General features: G+C 66.2%; 17 protein-coding genes, 2 tRNA genes and 1 riboswitch. Of the genes, 4 read left to right on the top strand and 15 right to left on the bottom strand.

Annotated elements, in window-relative coordinates; all coding sequences use genetic code 11:
- Positions 1-48: 48 nt before the first annotated feature.
- On the bottom strand, positions 49-1,608 hold the full coding sequence (gene thiD / locus HTS88_RS15435) for a bifunctional hydroxymethylpyrimidine kinase/phosphomethylpyrimidine kinase (protein WP_217432649.1): 1,560 nt from the start codon (positions 1,606-1,608) through the stop codon (positions 49-51).
- A gap of 7 nt (positions 1,609-1,615) precedes the next feature.
- Positions 1,616-1,713, bottom strand: a riboswitch (TPP riboswitch).
- Between the two features lie 219 nt (positions 1,714-1,932).
- Entirely contained in the window at positions 1,933-5,418 is a 3,486-nt protein-coding gene (locus HTS88_RS15440) for an Rne/Rng family ribonuclease (RefSeq protein WP_174179858.1), read from the bottom strand.
- Positions 5,419-5,857: 439 nt separating this feature from the next.
- Between HTS88_RS15440 and HTS88_RS15445 the strand changes: the two genes are divergently transcribed.
- Positions 5,858-6,529 carry a vitamin K epoxide reductase family protein gene (locus HTS88_RS15445; protein ID WP_174179860.1) on the top strand — a complete coding sequence of 224 codons (672 nt, stop codon included), beginning with the start codon at positions 5,858-5,860 and terminating at the stop codon, positions 6,527-6,529.
- 63 nt (positions 6,530-6,592) lie between these two features.
- Here the strand turns inward: HTS88_RS15445 and ndk are convergent, their stop codons facing one another.
- From ndk to ileS, 4 genes are read right to left on the bottom strand one after another with little or no spacing between them, the layout of a single operon-like run.
- A complete protein-coding gene (ndk, locus tag HTS88_RS15450; RefSeq protein ID WP_066276631.1) occupies positions 6,593-7,012 on the bottom strand; it encodes a nucleoside-diphosphate kinase in 420 nt (139 codons plus the stop codon).
- Positions 7,013-7,052: 40 nt separating this feature from the next.
- Complete coding sequence (locus HTS88_RS15455) at positions 7,053-7,517, bottom strand: DUF4233 domain-containing protein (RefSeq protein ID WP_174179862.1); 465 nt, start codon at positions 7,515-7,517, stop codon at positions 7,053-7,055.
- Positions 7,518-7,521: 4 nt separating this feature from the next.
- Positions 7,522-8,880 (bottom strand): bifunctional folylpolyglutamate synthase/dihydrofolate synthase, encoded by a 1,359-nt coding sequence (locus HTS88_RS15460; RefSeq protein WP_174179865.1) that lies wholly within the window; start codon positions 8,878-8,880, stop codon positions 7,522-7,524.
- Between the two features lie 3 nt (positions 8,881-8,883).
- The gene (ileS, locus tag HTS88_RS15465; protein WP_174179867.1) at positions 8,884-12,216 is read right to left on the bottom strand and encodes an isoleucine--tRNA ligase; all 3,333 of its coding nucleotides are present in this window, start codon (positions 12,214-12,216) and stop codon (positions 8,884-8,886) included.
- Positions 12,217-12,550: 334 nt separating this feature from the next.
- Here ileS and HTS88_RS15470 point away from each other — a divergent pair, with 334 nt between their 5' ends.
- The gene (locus HTS88_RS15470; RefSeq protein ID WP_174179869.1) at positions 12,551-13,630 is read left to right on the top strand and encodes an endonuclease/exonuclease/phosphatase family protein; all 1,080 of its coding nucleotides are present in this window, start codon (positions 12,551-12,553) and stop codon (positions 13,628-13,630) included.
- Between the two features lie 3 nt (positions 13,631-13,633).
- Here the strand turns inward: HTS88_RS15470 and HTS88_RS15475 are convergent, their stop codons facing one another.
- On the bottom strand, positions 13,634-14,392 hold the full coding sequence (locus HTS88_RS15475; RefSeq protein WP_174179871.1) for an SDR family oxidoreductase: 759 nt from the start codon (positions 14,390-14,392) through the stop codon (positions 13,634-13,636).
- A gap of 115 nt (positions 14,393-14,507) precedes the next feature.
- On the opposite strand from HTS88_RS15475, the gene valS reads away from it, so the two are divergent.
- A complete protein-coding gene (valS, locus tag HTS88_RS15480) occupies positions 14,508-17,129 on the top strand; it encodes a valine--tRNA ligase (protein ID WP_174179873.1) in 2,622 nt (873 codons plus the stop codon).
- 363 nt (positions 17,130-17,492) lie between these two features.
- Here the strand turns inward: valS and HTS88_RS15485 are convergent, their stop codons facing one another.
- From HTS88_RS15485 to HTS88_RS15510, 6 genes are all read right to left on the bottom strand, one after another.
- A complete protein-coding gene (locus HTS88_RS15485; RefSeq protein WP_174179875.1) occupies positions 17,493-18,107 on the bottom strand; it encodes a mycothiol-dependent nitroreductase Rv2466c family protein in 615 nt (204 codons plus the stop codon).
- Between the two features lie 135 nt (positions 18,108-18,242).
- Positions 18,243-19,523, bottom strand: coding sequence for an ATP-dependent Clp protease ATP-binding subunit ClpX (gene clpX / locus HTS88_RS15490; protein ID WP_174179877.1), 1,281 nt, complete (start codon positions 19,521-19,523; stop codon positions 18,243-18,245).
- A 175-nt stretch (positions 19,524-19,698) separates the two neighbouring features.
- Positions 19,699-20,358 carry an ATP-dependent Clp protease proteolytic subunit gene (locus HTS88_RS15495; RefSeq protein ID WP_066276651.1) on the bottom strand — a complete coding sequence of 220 codons (660 nt, stop codon included), beginning with the start codon at positions 20,356-20,358 and terminating at the stop codon, positions 19,699-19,701.
- 38 nt (positions 20,359-20,396) lie between these two features.
- Entirely contained in the window at positions 20,397-21,020 is a 624-nt protein-coding gene (locus HTS88_RS15500) for an ATP-dependent Clp protease proteolytic subunit (protein WP_174179965.1), read from the bottom strand.
- A 233-nt stretch (positions 21,021-21,253) separates the two neighbouring features.
- Positions 21,254-22,633 (bottom strand): trigger factor, encoded by a 1,380-nt coding sequence (tig, locus tag HTS88_RS15505; RefSeq protein ID WP_174179879.1) that lies wholly within the window; start codon positions 22,631-22,633, stop codon positions 21,254-21,256.
- Positions 22,634-22,715: 82 nt separating this feature from the next.
- Positions 22,716-22,790: transfer RNA gene (locus HTS88_RS15510), tRNA-Pro, on the bottom strand.
- Between the two features lie 142 nt (positions 22,791-22,932).
- On the opposite strand from HTS88_RS15510, the gene HTS88_RS15515 reads away from it, so the two are divergent.
- A tRNA-Gly gene (locus HTS88_RS15515) sits at positions 22,933-23,006 on the top strand.
- 64 nt (positions 23,007-23,070) lie between these two features.
- On the opposite strand, the gene HTS88_RS15520 is transcribed toward HTS88_RS15515, so the two are convergent.
- Complete coding sequence (locus tag HTS88_RS15520; protein WP_174179881.1) at positions 23,071-24,006, bottom strand: Fpg/Nei family DNA glycosylase; 936 nt, start codon at positions 24,004-24,006, stop codon at positions 23,071-23,073.
- A complete protein-coding gene (locus HTS88_RS15525) occupies positions 24,006-24,500 on the bottom strand; it encodes a ribose-5-phosphate isomerase (protein WP_174179883.1) in 495 nt (164 codons plus the stop codon). The genes HTS88_RS15520 and HTS88_RS15525 overlap by 1 nt, the downstream gene beginning before the upstream one ends.
- Positions 24,501-24,563: the final 63 nt, after the last annotated feature.

The raw sequence follows: 24,563 nt of genomic DNA on the forward strand, positions 1-24,563 counted from the left end.
CCCTTACCTGTGCCCCACCATAGTACCGGCGGGACGCGCAACAGGGTGTCAGGAATGAAGTCGCGGCGCGTCGAAAAAGTCCACCTCGAGGCGGCAGGACTGCCTGAACGCCGCCACCATGGCGTCCCGGTCCCCTGCGGACGCGCTGCGGCCGGCCCCGTCCACAATCGCAACCGCCGTGCGGGTGGCGGCAGCGAAGTCCTCGTCCGCGTACGTGCGCAGCCACTCGGCGTAGGGGTGGCCGGCCGGTTCCCCGGCAGCCACGAACCGGGCGTGGAGTGTTGCGCCCACCTCGGCGTACAGCCAGAAGCAGGGCAGGACCGCTGCGGCCAGCACCGCGTAACTGCCCGACGCCGATGCCGCCGTCAGGTGGTCCACGTAGGACTTGGTGACGGGTCCCAGCTGCGGCTCAACGGTCCGTGTACTGAGCCAGGAGCGGTGCAGCTCGGACTCCACCTCCAGGCACTGCGCGGCGGAACGTGCCCAGAAGAGCTGCTCCCCTTCGGTGGGGGCGAGTGCACTGGTCCGCGCCAGCACCCGTGAGTAGCCGTTGAGGTAGATGGCGTCCTGGGCGAGGTAGTAGGCAAACTCCTTCTCCGGCAGGCTCCCGGAAGCCAGGCCCTGGATGAAGTCCAGCGCGTAGATGTCCTCGAGGTCCTTTGCGGCGTCCGCCCAGAGCTGCGCCGCGAAGCTCCCCTCGCCGCGCACGGCCGGCAGGTGGTGGAAGTGGTGCACGGGCCCGTTGCCCGCCCCCACCTCCAGGGCCTCCGAGGCCTCCAGCGCGCCGGCAAGCCAGGGCTTGACCTCGCGCAGGGCTGCCTCCCAGTCCCCCACCCGGGCCTGGACCGTGGCCATGGCCGCGGACAGGGAGCATCCGGTGCCGTGGCTGTTCACTGTTGCCACCCGCTGACCGGGAACCACGACCACCTCGCGGGACAACATCCCGGCGGTGCTTACGAGGGCGTCGGGGCATTCGGCCCCTGCGAGGTGCCCGCCTTTGACCAGTACCGTGGCTCCCGTGGCGGCGGAGAGGTTCCGGCCCTGTTCCAGGGCGCCTTCCCAGGTCTGCTGCACGTTGCCGCCAACGAGCATGGCGAGTTCAGCCAGGTTGGGCGTGATGAGGTGCGCCAGCGGAAGCAGGCCGCTAAGCGCGGCTTCGGCGGATTCCTGGAGGAGCCGGTCGCCGCTGGTGGCCACCATGACAGGGTCCAGGACCACGACGGCGGGACGCACCTTTTCGAGCCATGCATGGACGGCTTCGATCACCCCGGCATCGCCCAGCATGCCGATCTTTACGGCGTCGATGCTGATGTCGTCGCTCAGGGCGTCGAGCTGCTGGGTAAGGAAGTTGGCGGGGGGAACGTGGACGCCGCGCACGCCGCGGGTGTTCTGTGCGGTGAGGGCGGTAATGGCGGCCATTCCGTAGCCGCCGTGGGCGGCGATGCTTTTCAGGTCCGCCTGGATGCCGGCCCCGCCGGAAGGATCGGATCCGGCAATGGAGAGGACCCGTGGCACGCCGCGGTACTCGCGGCCGGGGGCTGCAGGCGCAGAAGCAGCTGCAGGCCCGGAAGCACACGCGGATGTGCCCTGGATGGTGGCAGTGGGCATTGCAAGGGTGGAAGACAAGAGACATCCCTTCGCCGGTGCTAGCCGGACAGGTTCAACGGGTCTGGATCTCAGCCGGCTCTCTGCGCGGCACCCCGTGTCAGTTCCCCAGCCTAGCTTTTTTGAGGTCCACAGCGTGAAGGTGACACAGTGCGGCCGGAGCGGGGTGGAATGCCGGTGTTCAATGAGGGTGGTCAAAAGCGCTGCGGAGCGCCGCCTTAAAGGACGGATGCCCGGCCGGCCACTGACTGTGGCTGGCCGGGCATTCGGTCAATACCCGCCCTGGGTCCCGGATTCCGGTAACTCCATGCGTGGCAGCTCCAGTTCCTAGAGCTCTGAGGCAGGCACCCCGACGCCGAGGATGATCGGCGCGTCCGAGGGCTTGCCGCTGGCCGGCTGCGAAGCACCCGCCTTGTCCGTTTCCGGTGCCTTGGCGGCGTGGGAATGCCCGGCCGCGGGGGCTGGAACATTCTCGCGATGCTGGACCGAGGTCTCGTTGGCTGCTCCCTGCGCGCGGCTGGCACTCCGGTTCCGGCGTGCCCTGCGCGGGCGTGACTGCTCCAGGGTGTGGTCCGAGTAGTCCTGCTCCGCTGCGGCGGCCACCGGCCGCTGCTCCGGCTGGACGGCTGCGGGCTCCCGCTGTTCCGGTGCCTGCTCCGGCTCACGTGTCCGCTCCGGGGCAGGAGCCTGCTGGGGAGCCTCTTCCGCCCCGCGCTGGACCGGCTGCACGTCCGGCGTTCCAGCCGGCGTGCCGGCTGCCGGTGCGGGCTCGCCCAGGTGGGCGAAGGCCGCGGCAAGGCGGTCCAGGGTGAGGGCAGGCTTTGGCTGCTGCTCCTCGGCGTGCTCCACGAAGGGCAGGACGACTTTCTCCCCGCCAAAGGTCAGCACGGCAGCGGGCCTGGACGCATCGCCGTCGTGCTTCTCCGTTTCAGCCGGAACTGCGGGCTGGGCCTGCGTTGCCTGCCTGGCGGCGGCCAACTCGTCGTCATGCAGGTGGGCCGCGTGGGCGGCAGCCGCGATGTTGGCAAGGGCCAGCCTGGTGGCTTCCGCTTTCGCATGCCGCTCGGCGTCCGTCGGATCAGGGTGGACCGTGTGGACGTGGACGGCAGCTGCCGGCGCGGCGTCCGGCTGCTGGCCGCCGCGGCCGCGGCGGCGCTTCCGGTCCGGACGGGCACCGGGCTGGCTGCTGTCCGTGCGCTGCGCCTCGATGCGGTTGCCCTCGGCGCGTGCTTCCGGGCGGTGCTCGGCACGCTGCACGTGATGCTCGGCAGCCACAATGTTCGCCCGGCGGTGTTCCACCGGGTCATCGTGGGTGACCACGCCGCGGCCGGCGCAGGCCTCGCACTGCTCGCCGAACACTTCAAGGAGCCCCGTGCCCATCCGCTTGCGGGTCATCTGCACCAGGCCCAGCGAGGTGACTTCGGCAACCTGGTGCTTGGTGCGGTCACGGCCCAGGCACTCCACCATGCGCCGCAGGACCAGGTCGCGGTTGGACTCCAGGACCATGTCGATGAAGTCGATGACAATGATGCCGCCGATGTCGCGGAGGCGGAGCTGCCGGACTACTTCCTCCGCAGCTTCCAGGTTGTTCTTGGTGACTGTTTCTTCGAGGTTGCCGCCGCTGCCGGTGAACTTGCCGGTGTTGACGTCCACCACGGTCATGGCCTCGGTCCGGTCGATCACCAGCGAGCCGCCGGAGGGCAGGAAGACCTTCCGTTCCAGGGCCTTGTGGATCTGCTCATCGATGCGCCAGGCACTGAAGATGTCCTGGTCCTTGGTCCACTTCTCGAGCCGTCCCACCAGGTCCGGGGCGACGTATGTGACGTATGCCTCGATGGTGTCCCAAGCTTCCTCGCCGGAGACGATCAGCTTGGAGAAGTCCTCGTTGAAGACGTCGCGGACCACCTTGATGGTGAGGTCCGGTTCGCCGTAGAGCAGCTCGGGGGCAAGGATCTTGGTGGACTTCGACTGGCTTTCGATGCCCTCCCACTGGGCACGCAGCCGGTTGATGTCGTGCGTCAGCTCTTCCTCGGAGGCACCTTCCGCGGCCGTACGGACAATCACGCCGGCGTGCTCGGGAAGGCGGTCCTTGAGGATCCGCTTCAGGCGGTTGCGTTCGACGTCGGGAAGCTTCCGGGAAATGCCGGTCATGGAGCCGCCGGGAACGTACACCAGGTAGCGGCCGGGCAGGGAGATCTGGCTGGTCAGGCGCGCGCCCTTGTGGCCCACCGGGTCCTTGGTCACCTGGACCAGGACGGTGTCGCCGGACTTCAGCGCGTTCTCGATGCGGCGCTGCTTGCCCTCAAGGTTGACGGCCTCCCAGTTCACCTCGCCGGCGTACAGCACGGCGTTGCGGCCGCGGCCGATGTCCACGAAGGCAGCTTCCATGGACGGCAGGACGTTCTGGACCTTGCCCAGGTAGACGTTGCCGATCAGGGAGTCCTGCTGGGTCTTGGACACGAAGTGCTCGGCCAGGACCCCGTCTTCGAGGACAGCGATCTGGATTCTGTCGTCGCGCTGGCGGACGATCATCTGGCGGTCCACGGATTCCCGGCGTGCCAGGAACTCGGCTTCGGTAATGACGGTGCGGCGGCGGCCGGTATCGCGTGATTCGCGGCGGCGCTGCTTCTTGGCTTCCAGGCGGGTGGAGCCCTTGACGCTGGTGACGCGGTTGTTCACGGCGGGTTCGCTGACGGCGCGCGGAGCGCGGACCCGGGTGACCGTGTTGGGCGGATCGTCGTCTTCCCCGCCCGTCAGTTCGAGGTCCTGGTCGCCACGGCGGCGGCGGCGGCGGCGACGGGAGGTCACGCCTTCATCGGCCTGCCCGGCGGAGTCCTCATCAGCATCCTCGGCGGCGTCGCTGTCTGCGGCAGCGGCGCTGTCGCCTTCTTCACCGTCACGCTCGCCCGCCCTGCTGCGGCCGCGGCGGCCGCGGCCGCGGCGCCTCCGGCGGTTGCCGGCGTCGTCCGAATCGTCCTCGGCGTCGTCAGCCTCGGCATCCTCGACGGGCACCGGGGCGGGCCGGACGACAGTGCTGAGGTCCGGGGCCTGGAACAGCACCGACGTCGGGGAACCCGGTTCCATGAACAGGGACCCGAACGGGCTGGCGGGGGCTGACGACCCTGCGGCGCCGGCCTCGGGCTCGGCAGAAGAATTGGCGTCGCCTTCAACGGAAGGCTCGACGGCGGACGTTGGCTGCGCGGAAGCGCCGGCGGCTTTGGCGGCAGGCGCCTGGGCTGCAGCCTCAGTTACCGGTTCAGAGCCGGCGGGCGCATCGGCGGAGGCCGGAACAGCGGTGCCAGACGCCGCGGGTGCGGGCTCAGCCGACCCGGTGTCTGCCGGCTCGGTGTCAACCGGCCCAGGTGCGGCCGTCCCTGCCGGCGGCTCCTCCGCCTCGACGACGGCCGGGGCAGACGTCTTGCGCGTGGCAACCCGGCGGCGCCGGACGGGCTTCGATTCTTCCGCGGCAACCTCTGCAGGCCCGGCGGCAGGCGCCTGCTGCGCGCCGTCGTCGTTGGCGTTGTTGGTGTTCCCGGTTTCGGTGCCGGCCTCCGCAGCAAAGACGGGAAGCGGCTCGGCGGTCTCGACTTTCTTCCGCGAACGGCTCCGGCGGGCGGGCGCCTTGGCCTCGGCGGCCTCAGCTTCCGCGGCCCCGGCCTCGGCGGTGACACCTTCGGCGGCAGCCTCAGTGGCCACGGCCTCGCCGGTTTTCGGAGCGGCCTTCCGCCGGGTCCTCGTGGCCTTCTTCGGCACGGAGTCGGCATCCACGGACGCTGCTTCATCGTTAACGGCTAAAACTTGTTCATTATCCATATGTGGCAACACTCCTGCCCCTGACGTACCGCCACATCCGGCACCCATTGGGGCACATATTGTCAAAACCCGCAGGCGTTGACAGAAGTCAAGTGGATACCCCCAGGTTCGCACCGGCAGTGGGGTGCGGCAGCCCGTGGGGGCCGGCAGGATGTTCAAGAACCCGTTGTTCCACATGCCACAACCAGGTGCCGCCCCATGGAGTTGCGGAGTTCGGATCAAAGAATCCAAAGCCTGCGCTGCTCATCACTGGCGGTCTTGCGAACAAGCTGCCGGACCGGAGTCCGAATGTGGATCGGGTTCCAGCCACGTTCATTCTCTCATACCCCGGCTATTCCACGGCGGAAGCAGCAGCACTTGTTCGCTTTCCTGGAAGGTCTTTCCAGCGTCCGGCGTTACAATCGGGCAAGGACCACCCGATGAAAAGGACGCCTTGCCAATGCCCAGCATCTCCCCCTTGAGCGGCACCCACACGCCGGAACGGACTGTGGATCCGGACAGCAGTGCAGCCGCAGCCCGCCCGCGGATGACCCGTGACCGGCCGCTTGGCTGGCTGATGGTCATTACCGGGGTGGTCGGATGGCTGGCTTCCGGAACGCTGGTGCTGGAGAAACTGGAGGTCCTCAAGGACCCCAACCACACCACGGTGTGCGACGTGAACCCGTGGATCTCCTGCGGCCAGGTGATGCAGACGTGGCAGAGCTCGCTGTTTGGCTTCCCCAATATGTTTATCGGCATCGTGGCGTTCGCCATCGCCATCACCGTGGGCATGTCACTGCTGGCCGGCGCCCAGTTTGCGCGGTGGTACTGGGTGGGCCTCCAGGCGGGGGTCACGCTCGGTTTCGCGTTCGTGGTGTGGCTGTGGTCCCAGGCCCTCTACGTCATCCACATACTGTGCCCGTTCTGCATGGTTGTCTGGGCAGCCATGATCCCGCTGTTTGTCTGGGTGACCATCCGGAACATCAGCGCCGGGGTCATTCCCGCCCCCGCCAACGCCGCCCGCATCCTGGGTGACTCCGGCTGGATCATCACCGCCCTGCTGTATGTGGCCGTCATCGCCACCATCTTCTTCGCCTTCATTCAGGTGTTCGCCGGCACCTCCGGCTTCTAGGCCTGCTGACGGAAAAAGCCCCTGGTTCCGAGGAACCAGGGGCTTTTTGCTGTCCCTGGGCTGTCAGCCCTGGAACCAGATCTTGATCTCGCGTCCGGCGGATTCGGCGGAGTCGGAGCCGTGGACCAGGTTCTGCTGGACCTTCAGGCCCCAGTCGCGGCCGAAGTCGCCGCGGATGGTGCCGGGGGCGGCCGTGGTGGGGTCGGTGGTGCCGGCCAGCGAACGGAAGCCCTCGATGACGCGGTGGCCCTCGAAGATGGCCGCCACCACGGGTCCGGAGAGCATGAAGTCCACCAGGGGCTCGTAGAAGGGCTTGCCCACGTGCTCCTCGTAGTGCTGCTCCAGGAGTTCGCGTGAGGCGTCAACCTTCTTCAGCTCAGCCAGGGTGTAGCCCTTGGCTTCGATCCGGGCCAGGATGGCGCCGGTAAGGTTGCGGGCGACGCCGTCGGGCTTGATCAGGACGAGGGTGCGCTCAGTAGTCACAACTGCTCCAATGCGTTGGTAAGGGGTTTCGGGGTCAAGTCTACGGGGACTGCGGCTGCTGGCCGGGCCCGGCCTCCTCCGGATGGGCGGCTTCCCAGGCAGCCTGTTCGCGGGCCCGTTCCCCGGCTTCCCGGTCCAGCCGGATTCCGGTGCGGATCCCGTACCACCACGCCGCGGCGAACAGGGTGCCCACCAGGAACATGGCCGGCTCGAAGATCCCGGTGAGGATCAGGACCAGCTGCAGGATCCAGCCCAGGCCGATGCCCCAGGGCTTGGTGAGGAAGGCGCACGCAACGATCATCACCACGCAGAGCCCAATCCCCACCCCCAGGATGACCGCCGGCGGGAACTCCCCCCGCCGCAGGCCGAACACCGCCAGGGTGGCAAAGAACATTACGAAGGCTTCCAGCAGCAGGACCGTGGATGCGAACATCACCTTGGTGGAGCGGCGCTTCCTGGGCATGCCCGGCCGCCACTCGCGCTGCGCTTTGGTCAACTTGGCCATGGACTCAGGCCTCCGTCTTGCCGAGCAGGATCCGTGCTTCGGCCACGAGCGTGATGGAGCCTGTGACCAGCACTCCCCCGGAGAGGTCGTCATTGGCTTCGGCGCGTTCCACCGCCCATTCCAGGGCGTCATCGAGCTTCTCGGCGATGTGCACGTTGTCCTCGCCGAAGCCAAGCTCAATTGCCAGTTCGGCCAGCTCAGCGGCCGGCACGGCCCGTGGGGAGTTCGACTGCGTGAAGCAGTACTCCTCCGCCATCCCGCCCAGGGATTCCTTGAGCTGGCGGAGGATCTCCTCGGCGTCCTTCTCCTTGAGTACTCCGACCACCGGGACAAGCCTGGTGAAGGTGAAGGCTTCCTGCAGGGCGGCTGCGGAGGCCTTGATGCCGTCCGGGTTGTGGGCAGCGTCCACCACGATCGTGGGAGCTGTCCGCACCACTTCAAGGCGGCCCGGAGACGTGACGTTCGAGAAGCCTTCCTGGAGCACCTCGAAGTCGAGTTCCTTTTCTCCCCCGAAGAAAGCTTCCAGGGCCGCCACGGCCACCGCGGCGTTCTGTGCCTGGTGGGCGCCGTGCAGCGGGACCAGCAGTTCAGGGTAGCGGCCGGCGATGCCCTGGATGCTCACCACCTGCCCGCCCACTGCCACGGTGCGGGATTCGACGCCGAATTCCACGCCTTCGAAGCGGAACGGCACCCCCACGTCCTTGGCCTTGTCCAGCAGGACCTGCGCAGCGTCCAGCGGCTGGGCGGCACTGATGAGGTAGCCGCCGGGCTTGATGATGCCGGCCTTTTCGTACGCGATGTCCTCCGTGGTCTCACCCAGCAGGTCCGTGTGGTCCAGCGAGATGGGGGTGATCACGGAAACCTGCCCGTCACCCACGTTCGTGGCATCCGTGATTCCGCCGAGGCCAACCTCGATCACCGCCACGTTGACCGGCTGGTCCGCGAAGATGGCGAAGCCCAGGATGGTGAGGCATTCGAAGTAGGTGAGCCGAGGTTCGCCTGCAGCCTCGAGCTCGGAGTCGACGATCTGCAGGTAGGGGCGGATCTCGTCCCAGATGCGCACGAAGGTCTCGTCGGGGACCGGGTGCCCGTCGATGCTGATCCGCTCCGTCACCTTGGACAGGTGCGGGCTGGTGTACCGTCCGGTGCTCAGGCCGTGGGCCCGCAGGACGGATTCGATCATCCGGGCCGTGGAGGTCTTGCCGTTGGTCCCGGTGACGTGGATGATCGGGAACGCCTTGTTCGGCTCGCCCAGCACATCCATCGCCCGGAACAGCGGGGCCAGCCGCGGCTCCATCTTGTTTTCCGGCGCCCGGCCCAGCAGCTCGGCGTAGACGCTCTCTACGGAAAATTCGTCAGTCATGGATCAGGCCTCTACTTTTTCGACGGCGACGGCCGGCTCTGCGGCGTCCCCGGGTTCCGCCGTGAGTTCCACGGACAGGGTCTCGCCCTTCACCAGGCCGGCGTTGGCCAGCAGGGCGTCGACGACGTTCTGCTGCGCGGTGACGGTGGTCCGGATCCGGTCGCTGACATTGAGTCCGGCGTCCTTGCGCGCCTGCTGGATGGCACGGACCATGTCGCGGGCCAGGCCTTCCGCCTCGAGTTCAGGAGTGACCTCGGTGTTGAGGACCACGAACCCGCCGCCGGGCAGGACCGCCACTGCCTTCGTGGCGGCGGCAGCACCGCCGTCGGACTCTGCCACGACGGTTTCCAGCGTGTACTCCTGGGGCTCCAGCTCCAGGCCGCCCGCGGTGACCACGCCTGCCTCGGATACCGACCAGTCGCCGGACTTGGAGCCCTTGATGGCCTGCTGGACGTTCTTTCCCAGGCGCGGGCCCGCGGCGCGGGCGTTGACCACGAGTTTCTGCTGGATCCCGAACTCTTCCGGCGAGGCCGTGGCAGCATCCAGCAGCCTGACGGAGCGGAGGTTCAGCTCATCTGCGACGACGGCGGCAAAACCTTGCAGCGCATCGGCGCCGGGTGCCACAACCGTCAGTTCCTGCAGCGGCAGGCGGACGCGAAGGTTCGCAGCCTTGCGGAGGGAAGATCCCGTGGAGCAGATCTGCTGGACCTTGTCCATGGCCTGGACCAGGTCCGGGTTGGCGGGGAACAGCGCAGCGTCCGGCCAGTCTGCCAGGTGGACGGACCGTCCGCCGGTGAGCCCGCGCCAGATCTCTTCGGACACCAGCGGCAGCAGGGATGCCGCTGTGCGGGACACCGTCTCCAGTGCGGTGTAGAGCGCATCAAAGGCATCCTGGTCCTCGTCGAAGAACCGCTGGCGGCTCCTGCGGACGTACCAGTTGGTGAGCATGTCCAGGTAGCTGCGCAGGGCGTCGCAGGCACCTGAGATGTCGTAGTCGTCCAGGCGTTCGGTCATCGTGCCGACCAGTTCGCCGGTGTTGGCCAGCAGGTACTGGTCCAGGGTGTCGGAATAGCCGTCGTAGCGGAGCTTTGCGTCGTAGCCTGAGCCGCCGGCCGCGGCGTTGGTGTACAGCGTGAAGAAGCTGTACACGTTCCACAGCGGCAGGATGACCTGGCGGACGCCGTCGCGGATTCCCTGCTCGGTGACCACAAGGTTGCCGCCGCGCAGGATGGGGCTGGACATCAGGAACCAGCGCATGGCATCCGAGCCGTCGCGGTCCAGTACCTCGGAGACGTCCGGGTAGTTGCGCAGGCTCTTGGACATCTTCTGCCCGTCCGAGCCCAGCACGATGCCGTGGCTGATGACGTTGCGGAAGGCCGGCCGGTCAAACAGAGCCGTGGAGAGGATGTGCAGCATGTAGAACCAGCCGCGGGTCTGGCCGATGTACTCCACGATGAAGTCAGCCGGGTTGTGCGTGTCGAACCACGCCTCGTTCTGGAACGGGTAGTGCACCTGGCCGTACGGCATGGAGCCGGAGTCGAACCAGACGTCCAGGACATCCTCCACGCGGCGCATGACGGACTGGCCCTCTTCGGGGGTGCGGGGGTCGTCCGGGTTGGGCCGGGTCAGTTCATCGATGAACGGGCGGTGCAGGTCCACCTGGCCGTCCTTGTTCAGCGGCAGCCGGCCGAAGTCCGCCTCGATCTCGGCGAGCGAGCCGTAGACGTCGGTGCGGGGGTAGTCGGGGTCGCTGGACTGCCACACCGGGATGGGGCTGCCCCAGTACCGGTTGCGGCTGATGGACCAGTCACGGGCGTTCTCCAGCCACTTGCCGAACTGGCCGTCCTTGACGTTGCCGGGGATCCAGTTGATCTCCTGGTTCAGTTCGGACATCCGGTCCTTGAACTTGGTGACTTCCACGTACCAGGAGGAGACGGCGCGGTAGATCAGCGGGTTGCGGCAGCGCCAGCAGTGCGGGTAGCTGTGCTCGTAGCTGGCCTGCTTGACCAGCCGGCCCTGGGCGCGCAGCACCTGCGTGATGGGCTTGTTGGCCTCGAAGACCTGCAGGCCCGCGATGTCGTGCAGGTCGCCGTGCTTGAAGAGCGGGAGGAATTTGGCGCCCTCGTCCACGGAGAGGACCACCGGGATGCCGGCTTCCTCACAGACTTTCTGGTCGTCCTCGCCGTAGGCCGGAGCCTGGTGCACGATGCCGGTACCGTCGGTGGTGGTGACGTAATCGGCAACCAGGAAGCGCCAGGCGTTCTCCATGCCGTACTTTTCGTTGTCCGCGAAATCGCTCCACAGCGGCTGGTACGCCAGGCCTTCCAGCTCGGTGCCGGTGTGGGTGGAGACAACAGCGGCCCGGGCGGCCTCGAAATCGTCATAGCCCAGGTCCTTGGCGTAGTTGCCCACGAGGTCCGCGGCCAGCAGGAAGCTGCCCGTGACGGGCGCGTCCGCAGCGGCGGCCTTGACACCGTTGGGGCCGGCCGGGAGCACGGCGTAGGTGATGGAAGGGCCGACGGCGAGCGCCGCGTTGGTGGGCAGCGTCCAGGGCGTCGTGGTCCAGGCGAGGGCCTGGACGCCGGCGAGCTGCCGGGACAGGTCCGACTCCCCTGCCGTGATGGGGAAGGTTACCGTGACCGTCTGGTCCTGGCGGTTCTTGTAGACGTCGTCGTCCATGCGCAGCTCATGGTTGGACAGCGGCGTCTCGTCCTTCCAGCAGTACGGCAGGACGCGGTAGCCGTTGTAGGTCAGGCCCTTCTCGTGAAGCTGCTTGAACGCCCAGAGGACGGACTCCATGTATTCCACGTTGAGGGTCTTGTAGTCGTTGTCGAAGTCCACCCACCGCGCCTGGCGGGTCACGTAGCTCTTCCACTCGTCGGCGTACTTCATGACGGAGGCGCGGCAGGCGTCGTTGAACTTGTCGATGCCCATGGCTTCGATCTGGGTCTTATCCGTCATCCCGAGCTGCTTCATTGCCTCGAGCTCGGCGGGCAGGCCGTGGGTGTCCCAGCCGAACCGGCGCTCAACGCGCTTCCCGCGCTGGGTCTGGTAGCGGCCCACCAGGTCCTTGGCGTAGCCGGTAAGGAGGTGCCCGTAGTGGGGCAGGCCGTTGGCGAAGGGCGGGCCGTCGTAGAAGACGAACTCGTTGCTGCCGGGCTCCCCGCCCGGGGCGTCCGCGCTCCGCTGGTCGATACTGGCCTGGAAGGTGCCGTCCTGGTCCCAGTACTTCAGGATGCGCTCTTCGATCTCCGGAAACTTCACGGAGGCGGAAACGGCGGCACCGCCGCTGGACGAAGGGCCGGTGGAGGCTGAGGCCTTGGGGTAATACGACATGTCGACATCCTGGGTTGAGCTTGGCGAACTGCCGGCTTGCGCCTTCTGTTCCGTTCAGGATGCGAGGACGGATCCTGTGGTGTCCGTCCGGACTCCACGCTCACCGCGGTACCACCTCACTTACCGCCGCTGCCAGCTTCCCGGGGGAACGTGTGCCGCGACGGCCACTCATTACTGCTGTGACGGGCTTACCCGTCCGGTTCTACTGGCGCGTGCCCCTTATTTGTCCTGCCAGGGCGGTCCGCGTGTTCTTCCGGAAGCTCACCGGTGATTGCCGGGTCGTAGCCTTTTTGAGTCTACTATTTCCGGGGCCGGGCCACCAATAATGGAACCTATGCGAGAGTATGGGCCCGGGGTGCGCGGCGGCAGGCCCCGCCGGGCCTGGTCCCGGTGGTCAGCTGCCGCCGCCGTCCTGGCCATGCCGGGTGCTGCACTGGTGTTCCTGCGCATGGTTCCGTGGGATGTCGGCACCCCCTGGATCCAGCTCCTGGCTCTCTTCCCCGCGGGGCTGATCACAACAACGGCGGCCCTCGCTGCCGCCGTCGTAGTGCTTTTCCGCAACACCGGACCCCGCAGGGCCGTGGCCGCTGCCCTCGTGGCGGGGCTGCTCGCCGTGCAGCTCGGCTGGGTGCTGGACCGCGTCGTGCCGCCCGGCACGCTGGCCACGCCGCCGTCCGGAAACGTGCAGCCGGCCAACGTCCAGTCCCCTGCCCCGCCCGCGGACCTGGCACCGGGGCCGGTGCTGACAGTCATGGCGGTGAACGTGGGGTACTCCGGCGTGGATCCCGGTGCCCTGCTGGCAGAAATCAGGACCCGCAACGTGGACGTCCTGGCCCTGCCGGAGCTTGCCCCCGCCGGCTTGAAGGCACTGGATAAGGCGGGGCTGTCGACCCTGCTGCCGTCGCGCGCCACGGATGTGGACTGGGACAAGATTGGAAGCGCCCTCTTCTCGCGATTCCCCCTCGAGCAGGTGGAACGCGTTCCCGGCTCGGCCTTCCATCAAAGCCGCGCCGTCGCCGTCATTCCCAGCGCTTCCGGGCCGGTGCACCTGACTGCGGTCCACGTGGACTCGCCGCGCAGGGGGCACATCACGTCGTGGCGGCAGGAGCTGCGGCAGCTGGGCGAACTGTGGCAGGCACTGCCTGACAGCCGGCTTGCCATCCTGCTGGGCGACTTCAACGCCAGCGCGGACCACAGCGAGTTCAGGGATCTCGTGGCCACGGGGCTGTCCGACGCCGCGCAGGTGACCGGCAAGGGGCTGGCCCCCACGTGGCCCGTAAATTCACCGGCACCGGCTTTCGTGGCCATCGACCATGTCCTGGTCAGCCCCGGCATCGAGGTGGTGGACTTCGACGTGGTCACGCTCCCGGGGACGGACCATGCCGCGGTGGTGGCGCGCCTGGTCCTGCCGTAGGCGCTACGCCTTGCGGATGAGCTTGTAGTTGGAAGCCTGCGCCACCGGCCGGATGACGATCTGGTCCAGGTTGACGTGGTGCGGAGCGGTGACCGCGTAGCGGACCACGTCGGCGACGTCGCCGGCCGTCAGCGGCTTCTCCACGCCCTGGTAGACCCTGTCCGCTGCCTGCCGGTCCCCAAGCCGGTTCAGGGCAAACTCCTCGGTCTGGACCAGCCCGGGTGCCACTTCGATCACGCGGACGTTGTGCTCGGCTTCCTCCAGCCGCAGTGCCTCCGTCAGGGCGCGCTGGGCGAACTTCGCCGCGTTGTAGCCGCCACCGCCCTCGTACGCCGCCAGCCCGGCGGTGGAGGTCAGGTTCAGTATTGTCCCTTCGCCGTTGGCCCGCAGCATCGGCAGGAACGCCTTGATGAGCTTCATGGTGCCCAGCACGTTCACCCGGTACATCCATTCCCAGTCACCGGTGCTGGCGGATCCGATGGTGTCCGCGCCCCTGGCACCGCCGGCGATGTTGACCAGCGTGTCGATTCCCCCCGCTTCGGCCACCTGCGACACAAGCCGGGACACGTCGTCGTCCTCGGAAATGTCGGCGGGCAGCGCGACGGCGCCGGTCTCCTTCTCCAGTTCGGCCAGGCGGTCCGCGCGGCGGGCCACGGCGAACACCTTCCAGCCATCCGCCGCCAGGGCGCGGACAGTGGCCTCCCCGATTCCGCTGCTCGCGCCGGTCACCAAAGCTGCCTTTTTCTGCGAAACATCAGTCATGGCACCACCATAGCGGGACGGCGGGAGGGCGACGCCGACCGGCCCGCCCATGGGAACAGGGCGCCCGGCACCGCAGCGGGCGGGCGGACAGGCCCGGACATGAAACAATTGGCAGATGGCTGAAGACACGCAGGGTACAGACACGCCCACAACCGCCCCCATCAACGTTCCGGACAAGCCGGCCCTCGAAGGCCTTGAAGCTGCCCTCACGCAGCGGTGGCTGGCCGAGGGGACCTACAAGTTCGACCGGGAAACCACCCGGGACCAGGTCTACTCGATCGACACTCCCCCGCCCACGGCGTCCGGGTCGCTCCACGTGGGGCACATGTTCTCCTACACGCAGACCGACGTGCTGGCACGCTACCAGCGGATGACAGGCAAGAACGTCTTCTACCCCATGGGCTGGGACGACAACGGCCTGCCCACCGAACGCCGGGTGCAGAACTTCTACGGGGTCCGCTGCGATCCCTCCATCCCGTACAACCCCGATTACCGGCCGCCGGCGCAGCCTGCCAAGAACCAGCGGGACTTCGACGTCGTCTCCCGCCGGAACTTCATCGAACTGTGTGAAGAGCTGGCCGTTGAGGACGAGAAGGTCTTCGAAAACCTTTTCCAGACCCTTGGCCTGTCCGTTGACTGGGAGCTCACCTACCGCACCATCGACGACAACTCGCGGGCAGTCTCGCAGCGCGCCTTCCTGGCCAACCTTGCCGCGGGCGACGCCTACATGGCAGAGGCACCCACCCTCTGGGACGTCACGTTCCGTACCGCCGTGGCGCAGGCGGAACTTGAGGACCGCGAGATGCCCGGCGCCTACTACCGCTACCCGTTCTTCACCGAGGACGGGGAGAAGATCTACATCGAGACCACCCGTCCGGAACTGCTGGCGGCCTGCGCCGCCCTGGTGGCAAACCCCGACGACGAACGGTACCAGCCGCTGTTCGGCAAGAAGGTCACGTCCCCGCTGTTCGGCGTGGAGGTTGAGGTCAGGGCGCATCCGCTCGCGAAGGCGGACAAGGGCTCCGGCATCGCCATGGTGTGCACGTTCGGTGACCTGACCGACGTCACCTGGTGGCGCGAACTTCAGCTGCCCACCCGGGCGATCGTGGGCCGCGACGGACGGATTGTCAGCGAGGCTCCCGAGTGGATCACCACCGACATCGGCCGCGAAGCCTTCGCCGCCATTGCGGGCAAGACCGTCTTCAGCGCCAAGGAAGAGGTGGTGAAGCTCCTGACCGCCGCCGAACTGCTTGACGGCGAGCCCAAGAAGATCATGCACCCCGTGAACTTCTACGAAAAAGGCGACAAGCCCCTTGAAGTGGTCACCTCCCGCCAGTGGTACATCCGCAACGGCGGCCGTGACGAGGACCGCCGCGAACGCCTGATCGCCCGCGGGCACGAAATCGACTTCCACCCCGCCTTCATGCGCTCGCGCTACGAGAACTGGATTGCCGGCCTGAACGGCGACTGGCTGGTGTCCCGCCAGCGCTTCTTCGGCGTGCCCATCCCGGTCTGGTACCCGCTGGATGCTGACGGCAACCCGGACTACGACTCCCCCATCGTCCCGTCCGACGGGCAGCTGCCCGTTGACCCGGCTGCGGACGCCGCACCCGGGTTCGACGAATCCCAGCGCGACGTTCCCGGCGGCTTCACGGGCGACGCTGACATCCTGGACACCTGGGCCACGTCCTCCCTCACGCCCAAGATCGTTGGCGGCTGGAAGCGCGACGAGGACCTCTTCGCCAAGGTCTTCCCCTTTGACGTCCGGCCCCAAGGCCACGACATCATCCGGACCTGGCTCTTCTCCTCCGTGGTCCGCGCGGACGCCCTGGAGAACAGCGCGCCGTGGAAGCACGCGGCCATCTCCGGCTGGATCCTGGACCCAGACCGCAAGAAGATGTCCAAGTCCAAGGGCAACGTGGTGGTACCCACCGACGTGCTGGAGGAGTACGGCTCCGACGCCGTCCGCTACTGGGCGGCCTCCGCAAAGCTCGGTGCGGACACAGCCTACGAGATCGCCCAGATGAAGATCGGCCGGCGCCTGGCCATCAAGCTGCTCAATGCCTCCAAGTTCGTCCTGAACCTGGGCGCCACGGAAGACTCCGTGCTGGCCGCCGACCTCTCCGTCCTCACCAATCCGCTCGATCGGGCGGTCCTGGCGCAGCTGTCGGAGGTGGTGGCCCAGGCCACCAAGGCCTTTGACAACTATGATTACGCACGGGCGCTGCAGATCACGGAAAGCTTCTTCTGGCAGTTCACGGATGACTACGTGGAGCTGATCAAGGACCGGGCCTACGGCGCCGCCGGTGAGGCCGAACAGGCTTCCGTACTGGCGGCATTGGCCACCACCCTGGACACCCTGCTGCGGCTCTTCGCTCCCTTCCTCCCCTTCGCCACCGAAGAGGTGTGGAGCTGGTGGCGCACGGGCTCCGTCCACCGCGCCCAGTGGCCAGCACCGCTGGATGTCCCAGGGGGCGACACCACCATGCTCGCAACCGTTGGGGTGGCCCTCAGCGGCGTCCGCAAAGCCAAGTCCGAAGCGAAGGTCAAGCAGCGCACGGAGGTCCTTACCGCGACCATCACGGCGCCGGAAGCACTGGCCGCGCAGCTGCAGGCCGGCCTGGCTGACCTGAAGGCGGCCTCCAACGCCCGCGAGATCATCCTGGCTGTGGGCGAGGGCGAGCTGAGCGTCAGCGACGTGGCGCTTGCGGCGACGGAAGAGCCGGCGAAAGCGTAGTCCCAGTCCGGCCCTGTTCCAGGGCCGGACCTGTTTCAGGGCAAAGGGGAAGCCCCATCAGCGTTTTGCCGTTGGTGGGGCTTCGACTTTTCGGCCATCCGGTGACGTCTTGATGGTCTGGCAGGATCCTCTGATCTTCAGGTCTTCCTACCACGTCACTGGTAGCTTGCATCTGGCTTTGCCGATGGCTGCGTCAGATGACATATCACTGAATCTTTGGTTCCTGCGTCCCCCTTCTTTCGAAGTGGGTAAGAACCATTGTTGTCCTGCCCACCCGCAAGCGCAAGAGCCCCGGTGGAACTACTTGGTTGTAGTTCCACCAGGGCTCCTTTGGCCCTGCCGTGCGGGCCGGCCGGACCAGTCCTAGGTGAACTCAGGCTGCTCGGTGCGGCTGCGCTTGAGCTCGAAGAAGTGCGGGTAGGCCGCAATGGCCGTGGTGGCGTCCCAGAGCCTTCCGGCCTCCTCACCGCGGGGAATCCTGGTGAGCACGGGGCCGAAGAATGCTGTTCCGTTAAAGGCCACTACGGGAGTTCCGACGTCCTGGCCCACCAGCGAGATGCCCTCCTGGTGGCTTGCCCGGAGCTGGTCATCGAAGGCGTCCGTAGACGCGGCAGCGGCAAGGGTGGCGGGAAGCCCGCAGTCCGCAAGCGCTTTGGTGATGACCACGTCGCGGTCCTTCTCGCCGGCTTCGTGGATCAAGGAGCCCATGGCATCGTAGAGCACCTTGACTGTTGCATCTCCGTGCTGTTGCTGCGCTGCAATGATCACACGGACCAGTCCCCAGGCGTTGTCCATGGATTCGCGGTAGGCAGGCTCAAGGTCACGGCCCTCATTGAGGACCGCCAGGCTCATGACGTGCCAGTCCGTTTCGATGTCGCGGACACTTTCCACTTCGCCGATCCAGCGGGAAGTGATCCAGGCGAAGGGGCACAGGGGATCGAACCAGAAATCGGCTTTGTTCTTCACGGAATCAGTCATGGGGCATTCCTTCGCTGGTCGCCGTGGCGCAGGGTTGCCACGGTGTGGACGGGGGTGGGTGCGGGGTGACGGCGCTGTTCCAGGACAAGCCGTATCGGGACAACAAGCTGTCGCGGGACAAGCCGTGCGGACGAATCAGGCCGACTTACGGCGCTTGGTGACGTGCGGAACGATGGTTGGTTCGGCACCCTTCAGGACAACGTCCTCCGTGATGATCACGCTGGCAACGTCTTCGCGGCTTGGGAGATCGAACATCACGGGCAGCAGGACTTCTTCCATGATGGCGCGCAGCCCGCGGGCGCCCGTCCCGCGCTCAAGCGCCTGCTCGGCGATGGCGTCCAGGGCAGTGTTGTCAAAAACCAGTTCCACGCCGTCTATCTGGAACATCTTCTGGTACTGCTTCACCAGGGCGTTCTTGGGTGTGGACAGGATCTGGATCAAGGCGTCGCGGTCCAGGTTGGACACGGTGGTGATCACGGGCAGCCGGCCGATGAACTCGGGAATGAGGCCGAATTTGAGCAGGTCCTCCGGCATCACCTCGCCGTAGGAGTCCACTTTCTTGCTCGCCTCGTTGAGGGGGGCACCGAAGCCAATGCCCTTCCGGCCGGACCTGGACCCGATGATCTCCTCAAGGCCGGCAAAGGCGCCGGCAACGATGAACAGCACGTTGGTGGTGTCGATCTGGATGAATTCCTGGTGCGGGTGCTTCCTGCCGCCCTGGGGAGGAACGGAAGCAACAGTTCCCTCAAGGATCTTCAGCAACGCCTGCTGGACGCCCTCGCCCGAGACGTCCCGGGTGATGGAGGGGTTTTCGCTCTTGCGTGAAATCTTGTCGATCTCATCGATGTAGATGATGCCCTGCTCGGCCTTCTTGACGTCGTAGTCAGCGGCCTGGATGAGCTTGAGGAGGATGTTCTCCACATCCTCGCCCACGTAGCCTGCCTCGGTCAGGGCCGTGGCATCGGCGACGGCGAACGGGACGTTCAGCCGCCGCGCCAGGGTCTGGGCCAGATACGTCTTGCCGCATCCTGTAGGCCCGATCAGGAGGATGTTCGACTTGGCGATTTCGACGTCGTCATGATGCCCGCCATCGGCAAGGCTTCCGGACTTGGGGGCGTGGCCGGCCTGGATGCGCTTGTAGTGGTTGTAGACGGCGACGGCGAGGGACCGTTTTGCAGGTTCCTGGCCGATGACGTATTCCTGCAGGAAATCAAAGATCTCACGGGGCTTGGGGAGCTCGAAGCTGCCCAGATCGGCAACCTCCGCGAGTTCCTCTTCGATGATCTCGTTGCAGAGCTCAATGCATTCATCGCAGATGTAAACACCGGGCCCGGCAATGAGCTTGCGCACCTGCTTCTGGCTCTTTCCGCAGAAAGAGCACTTCAGCAGATCCGTGCTCTCGCCAATCCGAGCCATATGTGAACCCCTTAGTATTTTGCTGCCAGGCAGCCTTGCACCGTTGCTGGAATCTTCACCAGCCTGCATGGACCGGTTGTGACAACATCCACTCTAGGTCACATTAGCTTCCCAGGGTGGAAGGAAAAGGCCGGTGGGGCCAAATGATTGGCCCCACCGGCCCATTACTTTACCGCTACCTGGTGATTGCTTGCGGTTTGATCTTGCGGGAATCCAGGACCTGGTCGATCAGGCCGTACGACTGGGCTTCCGCGGCCGTAAGGATCTTGTCGCGCTCGATGTCGTTGTTGACCTGCTCCGACGTCCGTCCGGAGTGGTGCGCCAGCGTGTCCTCAAGCCAGGAGCGCATGCGCATGACTTCGGCAGCCTGGATTTCGAGGTCCGAGGCTTGGCCGCCCTGGCCGCCGGACAGGGCCGGCTGGTGGATCAGGACCCGGGCGTTGGGCAGGGCAAGGCGCTTGCCGGGAGTACCCGCCGCCAGCAGGACCGCCGCGGCGCTTGCGGCCTGGCCCAGGCACACCGTCTGGATCTCCGGGCGGATGTACTGCATGGTGTCGTAGATCGCCGTCATGGCGGTGAAGGAACCGCCCGGGGAGTTGATGTACAGGGTGATGTCGCGGTCCGGGTCTGTGGACTCAAGGACCAGCAGCTGGGCCATGACGTCATCGGCGGAGGCGTCATCCACCTGGACACCGAGGAAGATGATGCGGTCCTCAAAGAGCTTGGTGTACGGATCCTGGCGCTTGAAGCCGTACGGTGTGCGCTCTTCGAACTGTGGCAGGACGTAGCGGCTGGTCGGTAGGTTGCCGGCAGTCGATCCGAAGTTGTAGGTCATTTTTTGGTGCTCCTGATCTAAGTGTTCTAAATGCCGGGTTACTTCTCGGATGCCGACTCGCCGGATGCTCCGTTGGCAGTTCCGCCGCCACCGGACACCGAACCGGCGTGCGCGGCAATCTTGTCGAAGAAACCGTACTCAAGCGCTTCGGTTGCCGTGAACCACTTGTCACGGTCGTTGTCCTTGAGGATGGTTTCAACGGTCTGGCCGGTCTGCTCGGCAGTCAGCTCGGCCATGACCTTCTTCATGTGCAGGATGAGCTCGGCCTGGATCTTGATGTCAGAGGCCGTGCCGCCAATGCCGCCCGACGGCTGGTGCATCAGGACGCGGGCATTCGGGGTGGCGTAGCGCTTGCCCTTGGTGCCCGACGAGAGCAGGAACTGCCCCATGGAGGCGGCGAGGCCGGTGGCAACGGTCACGACGTCGTTCGGGATGAACTGCATGGTGTCGTAGATGGCCATGCCGGCAGTCACGGAGCCGCCCGGTGAGTTGATGTAAAGGTAGATGTCCTTTTCCGGGTTCTCCGCGGACAGGAGCAGCAGCTGCGAGCAGATGGCATTGGCGTTGTCGTCACGCACCTCTGAGCCGAGCCAGATGATCCGCTCCTTGAGGAGCCGGTTGTAGATGTAGTTGTCCTGGGCTGCAGGATCGACAGTCGCCATCCGGGGGGACTCTGGGTGCTGTGACATGTGTACTAACCTCTCGCTGGTGACGGTGACATCACTGAAAATCACTACTTGGACACTAACCGGTTTCACCGGCGTTTTGTTCGCACATCCGCGGCTGTTCGCTGACGGCGCACGATCGGCCGGGCAGGTCCGGCAGCGCCGGATCTTAACGCAAAGGGCCCCCGGATCGGGTGATCCGGGGGCCCTTCGGCGGCGCGTCCTGAAGCCTAGGCCTTGGCCTCTGCCTTGTCGTCGTCAGCGGCGGTCTCTTCGGTTTCCGCTTCCACAGCCTCGGCTGCCGGAGCTTCCTCTTCGCCGCCGGGGCGCACGAAGTCGCTGAGGTCGACAGCCTTGCCTTCGGTGTCGGTGACCTCGGCCTGGCCGAGGACAACAGCCAGCGCCTTGCGGCGGCGGACCTCGGAGACCATCATGGGCACCTGGCCGCTCTGGTCGATGATCTGGGCGAACTGGTTCGGGTCCATGCCGTACTGGCTTGCCGTGGTGACGATGTAGTCAATCAGCTCGTTCTGGCTGACGTTGACTTCTTCCTTCTCGGCAATGGCGTCGAGGATGATCTCGTTCTGGAAGGCACGGGCCGTGTTGGCGCGGACCTCTTCGCGGTGCTCCTCGGTGTCGTGCTCGCCTTCACCGTGTCCGTTGCCCTCCTTGAAGTGGGCCTCGAGCTGCTCTTCAACCACGGAATCCGGAACCGGAACCTCGACGAGCTCAACGAGCTTGTCCAGGACCTTGTCGCGGGCCTCAACGCCCTGCTCCACTACCTTGGAGTCGGCGGCCTGCTTGGCGAGGTCCTCGCGGAGTTCGGCCAGGGTGTCGAACTCGGAGGCGAGCTGGGCGAAGTCGTCGTTTGCCTCGGGGAGTTCGCGCTCCTTGACGGCCTTCACAACGACCTTGACCTGGGCCTCTTCGCCGGCGTGGTCACCGCCCACCAGGGTGGTGTTGAAGATGGCGTCCTCATCGGCGCTGAGGCCGGTAACGGCTTCGTCGAGTCCGTCGAGCATGGTGCCGGCACCAACCTGGTAGGACAGGCCGGCAGCGGAGTCAACCTCTTCGCCGTCGATGGTGGCGGTGATGTCGATGGTGAGGAAGTCACCATCGGCAGCGGGGCGCTCGACCGACTTGAGCGTGCCGAAGCGGCCGCGCAGTTCGTCGAGGGCCTTGTCCACGTCCTCTTCGGACGACTCGGCAGCTGCAACCTCAACCTTGATGCCGGCGTAGTCCGGGAGTTCGATCTCGGGGCGGACATCCACCTCGGCAGCGAACTTCAGGCCGCCGTCGGTAGCCGACGGGTCCGGAACCTCGGTGATCTCAACCTCGGGACGGCTCAGGGGACGGATGCCGGATTCCTGCACGGCAGCCTGGTACCAGCCGTTGAGGCCTTCGTTGATGGCAGTCTCCAGGACGTAGCCGCGGCCGACGCGCTGGTCGATGAGCTTTGCCGGTACCTTGCCCTTACGGAAGCCAGGGACCTGGATCTGCGAAGCAACGGTCTTGTAGGCCGAGTCGATGCTGGGCTTCAATTCCTCAAAGGGGACCTCAACATTGAGCTTGACCCGCGTGGGGGTGAGGTTCTCGACAGCGCTCTTCACGGTCTAAGTACTCCTGGGTTTGTGGGATGGGTTTCTGCAAACGCAATGTTTTTGTCCAGGCCAACAGGTCCGGGCCGCAGAGTCGGGGTGACAGGATTTGAACCTGCGACTTCCTGCTCCCAAAGCAGGCGCTCTAGCCAAGCTGAGCTACACCCCGTAAGTGCACAGGCAAGTCTACGGTCATACGCGGCGAGTTTGCACATTTGACACGTAGGCCATGGATTAGGTTTAGTTGTATCCGGCTTGAACAGCCAGCCCGAAGTCGCAGGCCTGCTAATGTTGCAGATGCAGCTTCTTCCGGGGACGTAGCTTAATGGTAAAGCCTCAGTCTTCCAAACTGATTACGCGGGTTCGATTCCCGTCGTCCCCTCCAGAAACGAAGGCCCCTCAGTTGAGGGGCCTTTTTTCATGTCCGACCAAGGATGCCGGCACCGAATTCAGGCCTGGCAGGACGGGCACCAGTACAGCCTGCGGCCCACCAGGTCTGCGGCCAGCACCGTGGTGCGGCAGACCCGGCAGGGCAATCCGTCACGCTTGTACACAAAATGCGCGTTGCCCCGGGCGGGAAAGGAACTGCTTTTCAGTGCGGCGGCTTCGGCTGCGGGTTTGGCCTTCTTGCCGTTTGCCGTCCAGTAGCGGGGCGTCGTGGTGATGATCCTGCCGTCGGCGACGCCGTCGTTCATCACGGAGACGACGTCGCGCCAGAGCTTCCGTGCCTCGCTGTCCGCGAGGTTGCTGCCCGGTAGCCAGGGGTCGAGCCGCCGCCGGAACAGGACCTCCGCCCGGTAGACGTTGCCCACGCCGGCGATGATCTTTTGGTCCATCAGGAGCGCGGCCACGGGTGCCTTGCGGCCCTGGAGGTTGGCGGCGAACCGCCCGGCGTCGCCCCGGCGGTTGACCAGCGGATCCGGCCCCAGCCGCGCCCGCACCAGGTCGGTCTCGGCCAGGGTGATGGCTTCGCACGTGGTGGCACCCCGGAGATCGGCCCAGCCGTTCGAGGCGGCCAGCCTGACACGCACGGCACCCACCGGCGCCGGCGGTCCTGAATAGGCGTCGTCGTCGTTTCCGTCCGCGAAAGACTCCTGCTCCCCCACGCGGCGCGGCGCACCGATGCTGGAAGATCCGTTGAAAGTGCTGTCGCCGCCGAAGCTCCAGGCCCCGTACAGCCCGAGGTGCACGTGCAGCACCAGGGCGTTGTCGAAGTGCAGGAAGAGGTGCTTGCCGTGCGCTTCGGCCGCGAGCAGCGTGTGCCCGTCCAGCAGCGCGGCCCCTGCGCTGAACCTGCCCTGCGGACTGGACACACTGAGCCGCCGGCCGCCGAAGACGTCCCCGAACTGCCGCGCCAGCCTGCGGACGGAATGCCCTTCAGGCACTACTCGATGACCTCGCCGGTTGATTCGTAAGCGGCGATCTTGCCGATGCGGCGGACGTGCCGTTCGTCGTTGCTGAAAGGCTCGCTCAGGAAGGCTTCGATGAGCGCGGTGGCCTCCTCCACGGTGTGCTGGCGGCCGCCGACGGCAACAACATTGGCATCGTTGTGCTCGCGCGCCAGGACGGCGGTGGAGTGGTTCCAGGCCAGGGCGGCACGGACACCTTTGACCTTGTTGGCGGCAATCTGCTCACCGTTGCCGGAACCGCCCAGCACGATGCCCAGGGCGTGGACCCCTGCCTGCTGGTCCGCAACTACTGCAAGGGCTGCGTTGATGCAGAACGACGGGTAGTCGTCCTGTGCGTCGTAGACCTTGGGACCGTGGTCCACCACCTCGTATCCCTTGGCGGACAGGTGCTGCACCAGGTGGGCGCTGAGCTCCATGCCTGCGTGGTCGGTGGCGATGTGGACCCGCGGGAAGGCAGGGGAAGAAGTCACGAGCAGAATCCGTTCGGTTGGGGCGCCGGCAGCCGGCCGGGACGGCGCAGGCCAGGGTCAGGA

The sequence above is a fragment of the Pseudarthrobacter oxydans genome (assembly GCF_013314975.1).
GTDB lineage: Bacteria > Actinomycetota > Actinomycetes > Actinomycetales > Micrococcaceae > Arthrobacter > Arthrobacter oxydans.